The organism is Embleya scabrispora DSM 41855, from assembly GCF_000372745.1.
Taxonomy (GTDB): domain Bacteria; phylum Actinomycetota; class Actinomycetes; order Streptomycetales; family Streptomycetaceae; genus Embleya; species Embleya scabrispora.
Genome location: NZ_KB889724.1, coordinates 1 through 13,716, shown reverse-complemented (window position 1 = coordinate 13,716; position 13,716 = coordinate 1). Strand labels below are relative to the sequence as shown.

Sequence of the window (13,716 nt, the reverse complement as noted above, 5' to 3'; positions counted from 1 at the left end):
GATCGACGCGAGGCCGACCGTGAGCGGCGCGCGGGCACCACGGTCGAAGGGAACGGCCGATGAGCGAACTCGGCACGCCGTACGAGACCTGGGTCCTGGCGGTCGACGGTGAGACGGTTCTGCCGCGCCGCCCCGGCCCCGCGGTTCCTCGGTGTCTCGGAGCGGGCGGGTGCGCGAGACCGCGGTGCGGGTGAGTACGCCCGACCGGGCGGGCCGGGTGCGGTGCACTGATCGCGCTCACCCACGACGGGAGTGAAGTCGTGGGTCGTCGAGTACAACGACGATGCCGGGCACGCATCGGCACCGTGCCGGCCCTGCTGCGCAACCTCAAGGCGGCGCACTACACCGGGACCCTGACCGTGCTGCATCCCACCGCGACCGACGTGGACGGGGTGCCGGCGTTCCCGACGCCGGACCGGCTCCCGGAGGTGCCCGATCCGGTGGTGGTGGCCGTGCCCGCCGAGGCGGTCCCCGTGCTGGTCGAGGACTGCGGACGCGCCGGCGTGCGCGCCCTGGTCGTGATCACCTCGGGCGGAACCCCGGAGCAGGCCGCGCGGGTGCACGACTCCGTCCGCCGACACGGCATGCGGATCGTCGGCCCCAACTGCCTGGGCATCACGCAGACCGATCCGGCCACCGCGCTCGGCCCACCGCGCGGTCGGCGGGCCTACCCTCGGGCCGTCGCCCCCGGTAGAGCGCCACCCGGCCCGGGGCGTGTCGATCGTCGGCGCGTCCGGACCGCCTGGTCCCGGCCTCCGTCCCGTCGCTTGCCGGCGCCGCCTCCGGGGTGCGCAGAGCGGTCGGCCGCAGCGGAACCGGACAGACCGCGGTGTCGAAACAGACCGTGGTGTCGACGGACCGCGGTGTCGGGCGGGCGGTTCGAACTCACGCGCCCGGCGAGAGCGACGGTCCGGTCGCGGTCGCCTGCCCCGAAGGCGAAAGGGTGCCAGTGGCGTGTTGCACCAGCCGGCCGGTGACGAACTCGGAAGTGATCGAGAACCACGCTTGGTTCGCCCCGTCGTCGGCTTCGGACAGCAGGTGTTCCAGGCGCGCGACGGCGGCGGGGGCGTGGACGCGGGAGGCGTGGCCGGTGATGGTGCCCGTCCAGCCGGTTCGGGTGGTCGGGTCGATGTGGTCGGCCTGGAACGCGACCACCGCGTTCAACGCGGCCTTCGCGAGCGCGGAGTCGGCGGGGGCGCGGAAGACCACGGACTCCCCGTCGAAGGCGAACGCCACCAAGTGCACGGCCGGAAGAGCGCCCTCGCTGACGACGACACGTCCCACCTGGGCGCCGGCCATGAACTCCAACGTCTCCCGGCGGTCGAGGGGACGTTTCGTCACGAGGTCTTTGCTCATCTTTCCACTCTCGAACTTCGATCGGATCTTCGACCAGGGCCGAACGGCCCTGTATCGGTGGACCGGGTCACACCCTCCGTGACGGGCCATGCTCACCGGTCGACTCAGCGGAAGTCCGCCGCGTCGATGTCGTAGTGGATGAACGCGCCGGTGTCCTCCCAGCCGGCGTGGATTCCGGTCGGCAGGAGGAATCCGCCGTGCGAGATCTCGCCGTCGAAGGTGGCGAAGAAGCGGTGTTCGCGATGGCGGCGGCCGTCGGGGTTGCCCCAGCGGGGCAGGGAGACCGACGCCAGGGCGCCGGAGGGCGTTACGGTCACCGTCACCTCCTGTGGATGGCCGGCGACGGCGAAACGAGCGATGGCTCGCGTGTCGTCCACCGACTGCCAACGCACGTCGCGGTGCAGCGCGAAGGTGGGCACAAGAACGAACTCACCGGCCAACCGGCCGGCCGCGCTGCGCGTCACGTCGGCACCGGACGCGCCGATGAAGGGCAGCACGCCGAACAGCCGCCAACGCATCGCGGCGCCGTCCGCGTCCAGACGGTCGAATCCGCGGATCCGAATCCCCGCGGGTCCGCGCACATCCGCGTCCCAGCGGAACGCGGTGGGCGGGGTCAGCGTCTGCCGGGACTCGAAGGGGCACCACCATCGCCGTACCCGGATCCGGCCGTGTGCGCGCAACTCCACCGAGGTCGGAGTCGGCGCGCCGGGCGGCACCGCGTGGGCGAGCCACCGCCGGATCGGCCCGGGTGGCCCGCCCGTGGGCTCGCCGCGTTCGGGGTCGCGGGACGTGGCCGGTGGTTCGGAGGCGGGTTCCTCGGGCGAGGGGTGCGGGGTGCGCATGAGTTTCCGGCTCCTGTCGGTACGCAGAACATCGGGTCGGAACGGCACGTGGCTCGGCCGGGTCCGTCACGCGGACGGTACCCGGCCGAGCCTGGTGGCGGTCAGAGCAGCCAGCGGTGGTCGCGGACGATCGGCAGCCGCGCCCACCAGGCGCCGAGACCGAGTCGGCTGCCGACGGCGACGGCGGCGAGGACGATCAGGGAGATGGCGTAGATGACGTGGTAGTCGGTGAACGGGTTGGTGGAGGCGCTGGGCTTCCCGCTGTCGAGGTGCTTGGCGGGCGGCCATTCGGCGATCCACATCAGCGCCATCATCGCGGTGCCGGAGACGGCCGCCAACCGCAGACCGATGCCCAGGATCAGCGCGGCGCCGACGCCGAGCAGGCCGAGCATGAACAGCCCGTCCGCCCAGCCCTCCCCGGCCCAGCCGCGCAGGGTGCCGGCCATCGGACCGACGTCCACGTGGGAGAGGAAGCCCTTCGTGGGGGAGCCGCCGTCGACCCAACCCTTGCCGCTCGCGGTCGCGTAGCCGAGGCCGAAGGTCTTGTCCAGGAACGCCCACAGGAACACGAATCCCAGCAGGACGCGCAGGCCCGCCACGGCGACGCCGGTGGTGCGGATCGCGGCGATCGCCGGGGAGTCGGCCACGACGTCGGGCGCGGGCTCGTCCGTCCTGGTTCGGTGCGCCGAGTTGGAGCGGTGCGGCAGGTGCAGGCGCGAGGACAGTCGGTGGTCGTGTGCGGTTGCCATGTCGGTTCCCTCCCTGGTGGCGCCGGGCCCGGTGCTCGACGCTCGGCCACGAACGAGCTCTCCTGGGCCGTGACGCCAATGTCCCGCGATCCCGGTGCCCCGCCCCAGGGCCGACCGGCCCGAAATCGGAGAGCCCAACAGCCGGTTGTCGTCGGGACGTTGTGGTGAACTTCGCGAGTCCACACCGAAAAGGGCGGTCGCCCCCGACGATCGGGGACGACCGCCTCGGGTCGAAGTCCTCTTCGCGTGCCCTTGTCGAGCACGTGGCGACCACCCTGCCGGGCTCGCGCCTGAACCGGGCCGGCAGGTCGGATTACCCGACCGGCACGAGCAGGACGGGGGCGTGGGCGTGATGCAGGACCGTGTGGTTGACCCGGCCGAGACGGGTGCCGAAGCGGGCCGTGCGGCGGTGCGCGGCCAGGACCACCAGGTCGGCCTCGCGGGACGCCTCCACCAACGCCTGGCTCGCTCCCTCGCGTACGACGCGCACCTGCGATTCGATCTCGGGGTGCTTGGCCCGCGACGCGGCCAATGAGGCATCCAACACGCCGCGACGCAGCGCGTCCGCCGCGGCCAGGGACTCCAGCGCCGGAGCCGGCAACCCGATCGGCGAGGGGGTCACCGTGGGGACCGCGTTCAGCGCGCACACCCGCAGATGCCGCAACAGGGCCTCCTCGTAGGCGGCTTCGACGGCGGGACGACAGTCCCTGCCCTCGACGCCGACCACGACCAGGCCCTCACCGGAGCCGTCCGACCGGGCCGAGACGTCGCGCCCGTCGCGCACCACCAGCAGCGGGCACGGTGTATAGGCGGCCACCGACAGGCTCACCGAGCCCAACAACAGACCGGCCATCCGGCCGTGTCCACGGCTGCCGATCACCACGAGGGAAGCGTGTTCGGCGGAGGCGAGCAACACCTCGTGCGCGGCCCCCCGGCGGACCCGGGTGATCGTCCGGATCCGCGGGTGCAGTGCCCGTACGTGGGCGACGGCCGCCTTCGTCGCGTCCTCCGCCTCCCGGCGCATCTGCCCCGCGTAGGCGTCCAGTTGACCGTCCTTCGGCAGCGTCCAGGCGCTGACGATCTCCAACGGCAGCTCGCGGTTCGACGCTTCCAGGGCGGCCTGGGCGACGGCGGCGAGCGCGGCGGGAGAACCGTCCACGCCGACGACCACGTGACCGGTGGGCGGGGGCGAAATGGCAGACATGGACTTGTCCCTTCTCGATGGCAACCGCGCGGAAGGCGACGCCTCTTCGAATCCATGGCAACGCATTGCGCAACGCGACGCCCGGGCCGATGGGCCCGGCGGTCCGGGCCGAGAGACCCTGTGCGGGCCGGCCCGGGCGGGAGCAGGGTGGGTGTCGTACCTCGTTGAGGAGGAACCCATGGACATGAGCCCGCCGCGGGGTGACCCGCCCTTCGTGGTGGTCGGCATCGACCCCGAACCCTCCCTCGACCACGAGCCCGTCCGGTGGGCCGCCCACGAGGCGGGCCTGCGCGGAGCCGCACCGCACTGGGTCCACGCCCGGGAGTCGGCTCCCGCCCACCACGCGCACTACGCGCCGATGCGCGCCCTCCCCGACCAGGCCGTGCGGCGCGGCGGGTCCGCGAACCACCGGACGCGGCAGAACAGGCCGCACACCACGCCCGCCCCGACCGCACCGCCGTCCGACGACCGATCGAGGGACGGGCCGTGCCGATCCTGCCCGACGCGGCACGCGAGGCCGCCTGTTGGTCCTGGGCGGTCGAACGCGCCACGCGGACCGACGCCCGCCGGGGCCGTCATCCGCGAGTGCCCGCGCTGCGCCGGGTGCCCGGTGGTCGCCGTGGGCACCGCGTTCCTCGGCGAATGGCGACACCCGACGTCGTTCGCACACACGACAGGAGTCATGCCATGACCGAGACAACGCAGAGCGCCGCCGCCACGAGCCCGCGGATCCCGACCGTGCGCGAGGTGATGCACGGCCCGGTGATCTCGGTGACCACCGAGGACACCCTGTGGGCGGCCATGGACAAGATGGTCGCCACCCAACTGCACCACGTCGGCGTGATCGACGGCGATCGGGCGCTCGGCCTGATCAGCGACCGCGACCTTGCCGCCGTATGGACCCTGGACCCGCTGGGTCTCAAACAGCACACGGCCGGCCACGCCCTCGCCGCGACCGAGACCACCTTCGTCGCCTCCGACACCGACGTGATCACGGCGGGGGAGCAGTTGCTCAAGCACCGCCGTGACGCCCTGCTCGTCGTCGACGAGGACGGCACGGCCCTCGGGGTGCTGACCGATCGCGATCTGTTGACCGTTCTCCTGGGGCTGCGCCGCCCGCTACGGTGACAGGCGCGGGCGGCTTCCACGTCCGACACCGGACACATGACCGACCTCTGAAGGAGGGCTGTGTCGACACCGCCCATTCGCGTGTTCCTGCTGGACGACCACGAGGTGGTCCGCAGGGGCCTCGCTGACCTGCTCGGCGGCGAACCCGACATCGAGATCGTGGGCGAGTCGGGCTCCGCCGCCGAGGCCACGCGGCGCATCCCGGCCCTGCGCCCGGACGTCGCGATCCTGGACGGGCGTCTGCCCGACGGCAGCGGCATCGACGTGTGCCGTGAGGTGCGTTCGCGCTTCCCCGAGATCAACGCGTTGATCCTGACCTCGTACGACGACGAGGACGCGCTGTTCGCGGCGATCATGGCCGGCGCGGCCGGCTACGTGCTCAAGCAGATCCGCGGCCGGGACCTGATCGCGGCCGTGCGCGCGGTCGCCGCCGGGCAGTCGCTGCTGGACCCGGCGGTGACCACGCGCGTCCTGGAACGGGTCCGCAAGGGCCCGGCGGCCGAGCCGGGCCCCACCGGACTCAGCGAGCGCGAGCAACAGGTGCTGGAGCACATTGCCCGGGGCCAGACCAATCGCGAGATCGCCGAAAGCCTGGGCCTGGCGGAGAAGACCATCAAGAACTACGTCTCGGCGGTGCTGAACAAACTCGGCCTGGAACGCCGGGTCCAGGCGGCGGTGTACGCGACCGAGCTGCACCAGGGCGACCAGCGACACCGGCCCTGAGACCGGCGGGCCCGGACCGCGTCGGTCCGCCCGGTATCCGCCGTGCCGACGTCCCCGGACCCGACGACAGCGGGTTCGGGAACGTCGGCGGTTCAGCGTTCCGGTCCGCCGTCCGATCCCTGCGCGAGGTACCCGAGTTCCGGCGCCGCGTGCGTGGCATCGACCGAGTGTGGTGAGCGCGGGGATGACCCGCCCCTCGGCCGATGGCCTCCACGCGCCCATCGCCCTACGCCGACCGGCTCCACACGGTCCATGAATGCCGCCGCGCCCCGGTCCGTGCCGACGCGACCATCCCGCTGCCGCAATGGCACGGTGCCACCCGGATGCGACCCGGCCCGCGCCGGAACGCTCCCCCTCGGGCCGGGCGGCGCGCCGCAGCCGGGGCCGAGGTCTGGACCCGGATCCGCCCCGGCGCCGTCACCGGCCGCCGACTGCGCCCGCGTTCGGGGTGGGACTGAACCGCCGCGAGCGGTCCCGCGCCCCCGCACACACCCCGCTCTTCGGCCCAACGGGCCCGTGCCGCCGGGCCGTTGGACCCTGTTCGACCGTTCGGCCGGCGACGAGCGTGGAGGTGAGCAGACCGGGTCGATCGCATCGAACGAAGGGCCGTCATGACCACCACCGATGTCACGTCCGATCCGCGGACCGACCACACACCCTGGCGGGACTTCCACCCCGGCAGGTGGCACGACACCATCGACGTCCGCGACTTCATCCAGGCCAACCACACGCCCTACACCGGCGACGGCGACTTCCTGCGCGAGGCCACCGCGCGCACCCGGGCGGTGTGGACGAAGGTCTCCGCGCTGTTCCCCGAGGAGCGCAGCAAGGGCGTGTTGGACGTCGACACCGCGACGCCCTCCACGATCACCTCGCACGCCCCCGGCTGGATCGACCGCGACCGGGAGCTGATCGTCGGCCTGCAGACCGACGCCCCGCTCAAGCGGGCGATCATGCCCAACGGNGGNCTGCGCATGGTCGAGGCCGGNCTGCGCGCNTACGGCTACGAGNNGGACCCGTTCGTCCGCNCNGTNTTCGGCACNTACCGCAAGACCCACAACGACGCNGTCTTCGACGCNTACACCCCCGAGATCCTGCGGGCCCGCCGNGCCGGACTGATCACCGGGCTCCCGGACGCCTACGGCCGAGGGCGCATCATCGGCGACTACCGGCGNGTGGCCCTGTACGGCGTGGACCGCCTGATCNAGGCCANNCACGCCGANCGCNNCGCCCTGGANCNNCTGCCCGCCACCGTCGAGGTGATCCGCGACCGCGAGGAACTGGCCGAACAGGTACGGGCGCTGGGAGAACTCAAGGAAATGGCCGCGTCCTACGGCTGCGACGTCGCGCGACCCGCGGCCACCGCGCACGAAGCCGTGCAGTGGCTGTACCTNGCCTACCTGGCCGCNACCAAGGAGCAGAACGGCGCCGCGATGTCGCTCGGCCGCACCTCCACGTTCCTGGACGTCTACCTGGAGCGGGACCTGCGCGAGGGNCGNATCGACGAGAGCCGCGCGCAGGAGNTGATCGACGACTTCGTGATCAAGCTGCGGATCATCCGCTTCCTGCGCACCCCCGAGTACGACGCGCTGTTCTCCGGCGACCCGACCTGGGTCACCGAATCCCTCGGCGGCATCGGCACCGACGGNCGGCCGCTGGTCACCCGCACCTCCTTCCGCTACCTGCGGACCCTGTACAACCTGGGGCCCGCGCCGGAACCGAACCTGACCGTACTGTGGTCGCCCCGCCTGCCCGCCGGCTTCAAGCGCTACTGCGCCCGGGTGTCGATCGACACCAGTTCCATCCAGTACGAGTCCGACGATCTGATGCGCCCGCGCACCGGCGACGACACCGCGATCGCGTGCTGCGTCTCGGCGACGGCCGTCGGCAAGGACATGCAGTTCTTCGGTGCCCGGGTCAACCTCGCCAAGGCCCTNCTGTACGCGATCAACGGCGGCCGGGACGAGATCAGCGGTGACCAGGTCGGCCCGAAAACGCTTTCGCTGTACGGGGATCGACTCGACGCGGCGGAACTGGAAGCGGCGTTCGACAAGGTTCTGGACTGGTTGGCCGGCACCTATGTGGACGCGCTGAACATCATCCACCACATGCACGACAAGTACGCCTACGAGCGCCTGGAGATGGCGCTGCACGACCACCCCGCGCACCGCACCATGGCCTGCGGCATCGCCGGGCTGTCGGTGGTCGCGGACAGCCTCTCGGCGGTCCGCCACGCGGGTGTCGAGGTGATCCGCGATCCGAACACGCAACTGGCGGTCGACTACCGCGTCCTGGGCGAATATCCCGCGTTCGGCAACAACGACGACCGCGTGGACGCGATCGCCGTCGACCTGGTGCGTTCGTTCCTGGCCAAACTGCGCCGGCACCCCACCTACCGCGACGCCGAACACACACTGTCGGTGCTGACCATCACCTCCAACGTGGTCTACGGCAAGCACACCGGCAACACCCCCGACGGCCGCCGCGCCGGCACGCCGTTCGCCCCCGGCGCCAACCCGATGAACGGCCGTGACCGGCACGGCATGGCCGCCTCCGCCCTGTCGGTCGCCAAACTGCCCTACGACCTGGCCCGCGACGGCATCTCGCTGACCTCGACGGTGACGCCGGAAGGACTCGGCCACGACCCGAGCGAACGCGCCGACAACCTGGTCGGCCTCCTCGACGGCTACATCGCGTCCGGCGGCTTCCACATGAACGTCAACGTGCTCGATCGGGCCACCCTGGCGGACGCCATGGAGCACCCGGAGCGATACCCGGATCTGACCATTCGCGTGTCCGGATACGCGGTCCGCTTCGTGCGCCTGACCCGCGAGCAGCAACTCGACGTGATCAGCCGCACCTTCCACGCGAGCAGGTGAACACGATGCGACGGATCCCGGGTCCGCTCCCACACGAGGACCACCCGAACGGCGACGGCCACATCGGCATGGTGCACTCGTGGGACATGTCCACGGGCGTGGACGGACCCGGGACACGCTTCGTCCTGTTTCTGAACGGCTGCCCGCTGCGCTGCCTCTACTGCTCCAACCCCGACACCTGGCACCTGCGCGACGGGCGGCGGATGGACGTCGAGGAGGTGATGGACAAGATCACGGCCTGCCGCGACTTCCTGCTCGCGACCGGCGGGGGAGTGACCGTCACCGGCGGCGAACCACTGCTTCAGGCGCGCTTCGTCGAGGCGGTACTGATCCGATGCCGCGAACTGGGCCTGCACACGGCACTGGACACCTCCGGCTTCCTCGGCGCCCGGGCCGGCGATCGACTGTTGGCCGCCACCGACCTGGTGCTGCTCGACATCAAGTCCTTCGACCGGATCGACTACCGCCGCCTCACCGGACGTGAACTCGCGCCCACTCTCGCGTTCGCCCGCAGACTCGCCGCGGCGGACATCCCGGTGTGGCTGCGCTTCGTCCTCGTTCCGCAGTCGACCGAGAACGCCGCCATGATCGACGCGTTGGCGGCGTTCGCCGCGGAGCTGGGCAACGTCGAACGCGTGGACGTGCTGCCGTTCCACAAACTCGGCGCCGCCAAGTACGACGAACTCGGCATCGTCTTCCCCCTGCGGGACACCCCGCCGCCGACGATCGAACTCGTCGACCGCGTCCGCGCGCAATTCCGCGCGCACGGACTGCGTGCCTATTGAGCGGGAGAGCGGGAGCGGGAGCGCTCGTACCGAGCCGTCCGCGAGCGTGAAAAGCCGGTGACCTGCGGGTTCGACCGCAGGTCACCGGCTCGTTTCGGGTCGCGCGAGGGCGACCGTCAACCCGTCCGGTATCGCCGCCTCACGCACGACGGAAACCGCCGGCGGTGGCGCGCCCGGCGGTTTCCGTTCCGGCGTGGTCGAGACCGATCAGTCGACGGGGATCAACAGCACGGGCGCCTTGCAGTGGTGGAGGAGGGTGTGCGTGACGTGGCCGAGATTGGCACCGAAACGGGCGTGTCGACGATGGGCGGCAAGGACGACCAGATCGGCTTCGTCGCTGGTGCCCACAAGCGCGTGGGCGGGTGTGTCGCGGACGACCTGCTCGGTGAGTGACACGTGCGGGTACCGGTCGAGGAAGGGAGCCAGCGCCGCCGCGAGGTCGGCCTCGGCAGCCTTGTACCCGTTGTCTGCGGCCCACAACGGGGCCGCGTAGGGCGCGGCGGGCGACGACGGGTGCGACCGGGCGTAGACGGCACGCAGAGGCACACCGCGGGCCTGCGCCTCGGCGAACGCGGCCTCGATGGCGAGGGAGCAGTCGAACTGGGACACGCCGACCACGACGCTACCCGGCTCGTCCTCGGGGGCGCTCGTCTGTCGTGCGCGAACGATCAGGATCGGGCAACGCACGCCGGCGGCGACGGACAACGACACCGAGCCCATCAGCAGACCCGCGAATCCGCCCAGGCCACGACTTCCGAGCACCAGCAGCGCGGCGCGGTCGCCGGCCTCCTCCAGCGCGGCGACGGTGTGCGCCAGGACGACGGTGGTGACGATCCTCAGGTCCGGGTGCCGAAGGCGGGCCCGCTCCGCCGCCCTGTCGACCAGGGCTGCCGCCACCTCGCGCAACTGCGCCGCCTGGTGGTCCTCTTCGCGGGTCGGTGACCATTCGACGACGTGCAACACCTCCAGGGGCACGTGTCGGCGGGCCGCGGCGTCGGCGGCCCGGTCGGTGGCGAGGTCCGAGACGGGGGAACCGTCCACACCCACGATGACGTGACCGCGTTCGGGCCCGTCACCGGCTTCGCCGATTCCGCCGGCCGGTGTGTTGTCGTTCATATCGAACTCCTGGGGTCGAGTGAGGATTTGGCGCGCAATGCCTGCGCGTGAGTTGTCGGGGCGCATTCGACGCGGCTGTTCGTACGTACACGCCGCGGGCGGCGCCGAGAGTGGTGAATCCTCCCCGCCGACGACCACCGCGCGGCGCCGGGGTCGGGGCCGGCAGGGCCGTTCGGCCCCACGCGATGTGGACGCAGCCGTGGACGGCGGGTGAACGGGGCCGTCACGGCACGCCGATGCGAGCGGACCGATGATCGAGGGCCGGCCGAGCCGGTTCCCGCCACGCCGCAGGCCCCGGATACCCGAGGTGTCCGGAGCCTGCGCGGTTTCAGCTTTCCGCGGGGCGGTCGTCCCCGGAGCCGTGTGGCCCGTACAGGTCCTGCAGGCGCAGCCGGCTCGACTGGAGTCGGGCGGCGATCACCTGCGCGCACGCGAGCGTGAGGGCGCGTCCGAAGTCGCAGTCGCGCTCGCATTCGGCACGTACGGCGCCGGTGTCGAATTCCACGGCGCGGACCGTGCCGACGGCCTGGGCGCCCAAATGCCAACGGTATGGCGGGAACAGCCAGCTCCAGCCGATGAGTTCACCGCTTCCCAGGGTCTCCACGATCGCCGCGTGTCGGCCGGGAACGTGCATGTCCAAGCGGACGGAGCCGCTCTCGACGATCCAGAAGTTGCGGGCGGGCCGGCCCTCCTCGAACAGACGGGCGCCCGACTCGAAGGTGACCGGCCGGCCGAAGGCCATGAGCCGATCCAGGTGTTCCTTGGGGATGTGGCCGATTCGGCCGGAGACGTGCAACACGAAGTCCTCCTCAGCGGCCGGACGAGCGACGGCCGAAGTGCGCCGGGCCCGGCCTGATGTGGCTGTCGTCGAAGTCGAAGGTCAGGGTGTGCGTCACGCTCTCGACGCCGTCGACGGCCCGACACAGGCGCAGCACGATGTCGATGAGGCTGCGGTTGTCGACCGCCCCGGACAAGCGCACCACGGCCTCGCGCACGTCCACCTCGATCGTGCCGGGCTCCAGCCACAGCGCGCCGCGCAGCACGTCGCGCTCGATCTCGGTGCGGATGTCCTCGTCCGGGCGCAGGAAGGTGCGCAGCAGGTCGCAGCGGCTGACGATGCCGATCAGCCGACCGTCGTTGTCGACCACCGGCAGCCGCTTGACGTGGTGGCGGTCCATCAAACGCGCGCCGCGCAGTGTGCTGGAGGCGGGTTCCACGCTCACCACGGGAGTGGTCATCAACTCGTGCGCGGTGTGGCCCTCGCCCTTGGAGTGCCGGTTCGCGAGCCGGCGCAGACCGGGCAGCAGGTGGGTGTCCTCGGCCTTTTCCACCTCGGCGCGCAGCAGGTCGGCCTCCGAGACGATGCCCAGGATCCGCCGTTCGCCGTCGACGACCGGCAGGGCGCTGATCCGCCGGGCGTCCAGAGCGGCGACGATCTCCTGGAACTCGGCGTCGGGACCGACGGTGGTGACGTCGCGCGTCATGACGTCCTCGATCTTGCGGTGCAACATGCGAACCCCCTGGTTGGTGTACCGCGAGTCGCCGAGGGCATCGACGGTGACGTCTTCGGCCGGACACCACGAGCGTGGCGCCGATCCGTACGCCACGACAGGGCCGCGTTGCCCGGCGTACAGGGCCGTTCGGCCCGGTCCGGCACGCACTCCCGCGGTGTGCCGGCACGGCCCGATCGGGCGCGGTGACCATCGGCGCCGGCGACGGGACCTTCGGCACCGGCGCGCCGGCGCGCCCGGCGGCCACGCTGCAAACGTTCGGCCGGCGCAGTTCCCTTCACCGCACATCGCCCCGCCCGGTCGGACCCCATCGCGACGACGAGGATTCACCATGCTCAGGAAAAGAACGGCTCCCGCCCCCGTCCCGGCCCGGGAATCGGGTTCGCGTGCCGACGGAGCAAGCAGCTCCGCCTCCACCTTCGGTCTGCCCACGGCCACGGCGCTGGTGGTGGGCAGCATCATCGGCACGGGCGTGTTCGCCTTGCCGGCCGCGCTCGCGCCGTACGGCCCCATCTCCCTGGTCGCGTTCGCCATCGTCACCCTCGGCGCCTTGGCCCTGGCGGTCACGTTCGGTCGGCTGTCCCAGCGGGTCCCGGGCAGCGGCGGGCCCTACGTCTACGCCCGGGAGGCGTTCGGTGAGTTCGCCGGATTCCTCAACGCCTGGTCGTACTGGATCACCGCGTGGGCCGGCAACGCCGCGATCGCGGTGGCCTGGGTCGGCTACGTCGAGGTCTTCGTCAACACCGGCCACAACACGTGGGGTTCGGTGGCGATCGCGCTGGTGGGCCTGTGGATCCCGGCGGCGATCAACCTCGCCGGCCTGCGCAGCATGGGCGCCTTCCAGATCGTGACCACCGTGCTCAAGTTCGTCCCGCTGATCCTGATGGGCACCGTCGGCCTGTTCTTCCTCGACACCGACAACCTCGGCGCCTTCAACGCCCGAGGCGGATCCCCACTGGGCGCGATCTCCGCCGCCGCGGCCATCGCCCTGTTCAGCTACATCGGGCTGGAGACCGTCTCGGTCGCGGCCGGCCGGGTCCGCGAGCCCGGCCGCAACGTGCCACGCGCCACCGTGTACGGAACGCTGGCCTGCGCNGCGGTCTACCTGCTCGGCACGCTCGCCGTCTTCGGCGCCGTCCCGCACGCCGAACTGGTCTCCTCCACCGCGCCGTTCACCGACGCGGCCGACCACATGGCGGGTGGTTCATGGGCCGGGAACGCGGTCGCGGTCGCCGCGATCGTCTCCGGGATCGGCGCGCTGGGCGGCTGGACGATGATCTGCGCCGAGATGCCCTACGCCGCCGCCCGCGAGGGCCTGTTCCCCAAGGCGTTCGCCCGCAAGCGCGGCGACACCCCCGTCTTCGGCATCCTCGCCGCCACCGTCCTGGCCTCACTGATCACGGTGGCCGCCTACAGCAGCTTC

At 71.8% G+C, this 13,716-nt stretch carries 13 protein-coding genes; 6 read left to right on the top strand and 7 right to left on the bottom strand.

Annotation, left to right across the window (positions count from 1 at the left end):
• The first annotated feature begins 260 nt into the window (after positions 1-260).
• The gene (locus A3IC_RS67100) at positions 261-977 is read left to right on the top strand and encodes a CoA-binding protein (protein WP_158696366.1); all 717 of its coding nucleotides are present in this window, start codon (positions 261-263) and stop codon (positions 975-977) included.
• On the opposite strand, the gene A3IC_RS63560 is transcribed toward A3IC_RS67100, so the two are convergent.
• From A3IC_RS63560 to A3IC_RS0146140, 4 genes are all read right to left on the bottom strand, one after another.
• The gene (locus tag A3IC_RS63560) at positions 886-1,356 is read right to left on the bottom strand and encodes a pyridoxamine 5'-phosphate oxidase family protein (RefSeq protein ID WP_020556850.1); all 471 of its coding nucleotides are present in this window, start codon (positions 1,354-1,356) and stop codon (positions 886-888) included. The two genes, A3IC_RS67100 and A3IC_RS63560, sit on opposite strands and share 92 nt — an antisense overlap.
• A 104-nt stretch (positions 1,357-1,460) precedes the next feature.
• On the bottom strand, positions 1,461-2,198 hold the full coding sequence (locus A3IC_RS60435) for a DUF6544 family protein (protein ID WP_020556849.1): 738 nt from the start codon (positions 2,196-2,198) through the stop codon (positions 1,461-1,463).
• 101 nt (positions 2,199-2,299) lie between these two features.
• On the bottom strand, positions 2,300-2,947 hold the full coding sequence (locus A3IC_RS0146145; protein WP_020556848.1) for a hypothetical protein: 648 nt from the start codon (positions 2,945-2,947) through the stop codon (positions 2,300-2,302).
• Between the two features lie 313 nt (positions 2,948-3,260).
• Entirely contained in the window at positions 3,261-4,151 is an 891-nt protein-coding gene (locus A3IC_RS0146140) for a universal stress protein (protein WP_040878491.1), read from the bottom strand.
• 687 nt (positions 4,152-4,838) lie between these two features.
• Between A3IC_RS0146140 and A3IC_RS0146130 the strand changes: the two genes are divergently transcribed.
• The 4 genes from A3IC_RS0146130 to pflA all read left to right on the top strand — a co-directional run bounded on the left by A3IC_RS0146130 (position 4,839) and on the right by pflA (position 9,666).
• A complete protein-coding gene (locus tag A3IC_RS0146130) occupies positions 4,839-5,279 on the top strand; it encodes a CBS domain-containing protein (protein ID WP_020556845.1) in 441 nt (146 codons plus the stop codon).
• A 60-nt stretch (positions 5,280-5,339) separates the two neighbouring features.
• Positions 5,340-6,002, top strand: coding sequence for a response regulator (locus A3IC_RS0146125; protein WP_245599856.1), 663 nt, complete (start codon positions 5,340-5,342; stop codon positions 6,000-6,002).
• Between the two features lie 611 nt (positions 6,003-6,613).
• Positions 6,614-8,881 (top strand): formate C-acetyltransferase, encoded by a 2,268-nt coding sequence (pflB, locus tag A3IC_RS0146120; RefSeq protein WP_020556843.1) that lies wholly within the window; start codon positions 6,614-6,616, stop codon positions 8,879-8,881.
• A 5-nt stretch (positions 8,882-8,886) separates the two neighbouring features.
• The gene (pflA, locus tag A3IC_RS0146115; RefSeq protein ID WP_052174109.1) at positions 8,887-9,666 is read left to right on the top strand and encodes a pyruvate formate-lyase-activating protein; all 780 of its coding nucleotides are present in this window, start codon (positions 8,887-8,889) and stop codon (positions 9,664-9,666) included.
• A gap of 207 nt (positions 9,667-9,873) precedes the next feature.
• Here the strand turns inward: pflA and A3IC_RS0146110 are convergent, their stop codons facing one another.
• From A3IC_RS0146110 to A3IC_RS0146100, 3 genes are all read right to left on the bottom strand, one after another.
• The gene (locus tag A3IC_RS0146110; protein WP_020556841.1) at positions 9,874-10,782 is read right to left on the bottom strand and encodes a universal stress protein; all 909 of its coding nucleotides are present in this window, start codon (positions 10,780-10,782) and stop codon (positions 9,874-9,876) included.
• A gap of 328 nt (positions 10,783-11,110) precedes the next feature.
• The gene (locus A3IC_RS0146105; RefSeq protein ID WP_020556840.1) at positions 11,111-11,581 is read right to left on the bottom strand and encodes a Crp/Fnr family transcriptional regulator; all 471 of its coding nucleotides are present in this window, start codon (positions 11,579-11,581) and stop codon (positions 11,111-11,113) included.
• 10 nt (positions 11,582-11,591) lie between these two features.
• A complete protein-coding gene (locus A3IC_RS0146100; protein ID WP_026219523.1) occupies positions 11,592-12,293 on the bottom strand; it encodes a CBS domain-containing protein in 702 nt (233 codons plus the stop codon).
• A gap of 331 nt (positions 12,294-12,624) precedes the next feature.
• On the opposite strand from A3IC_RS0146100, the gene A3IC_RS60425 reads away from it, so the two are divergent.
• Positions 12,625-13,716, top strand: a 1,092-nt coding sequence (locus tag A3IC_RS60425) for an amino acid permease (RefSeq protein ID WP_158696365.1), incomplete at its 3' end; no start/stop codon positions are given.

What these genes read in the sequence shown, in the direction of transcription:
- A3IC_RS63560 (WP_020556850.1), bottom strand. Translation starts at nt 1,356, where the DNA reads ATGAGCAAAGACCTCGTGACGAAACGTCCCCTCGACCGCCGGGAGACG.
- A3IC_RS60435 (WP_020556849.1), bottom strand. Translation starts at nt 2,198, where the DNA reads ATGCGCACCCCGCACCCCTCGCCCGAGGAACCCGCCTCCGAACCACCG.
- A3IC_RS0146145 (WP_020556848.1), bottom strand. Translation starts at nt 2,947, where the DNA reads ATGGCAACCGCACACGACCACCGACTGTCCTCGCGCCTGCACCTGCCG.
- A3IC_RS0146140 (WP_040878491.1), bottom strand. Translation starts at nt 4,151, where the DNA reads ATGTCTGCCATTTCGCCCCCGCCCACCGGTCACGTGGTCGTCGGCGTG.
- A3IC_RS0146130 (WP_020556845.1), top strand. Translation starts at nt 4,839, where the DNA reads ATGACCGAGACAACGCAGAGCGCCGCCGCCACGAGCCCGCGGATCCCG.
- pflA (WP_052174109.1), top strand. Translation starts at nt 8,887, where the DNA reads ATGCGACGGATCCCGGGTCCGCTCCCACACGAGGACCACCCGAACGGC.
- A3IC_RS0146110 (WP_020556841.1), bottom strand. Translation starts at nt 10,782, where the DNA reads ATGAACGACAACACACCGGCCGGCGGAATCGGCGAAGCCGGTGACGGG.
- A3IC_RS0146100 (WP_026219523.1), bottom strand. Translation starts at nt 12,293, where the DNA reads ATGTTGCACCGCAAGATCGAGGACGTCATGACGCGCGACGTCACCACC.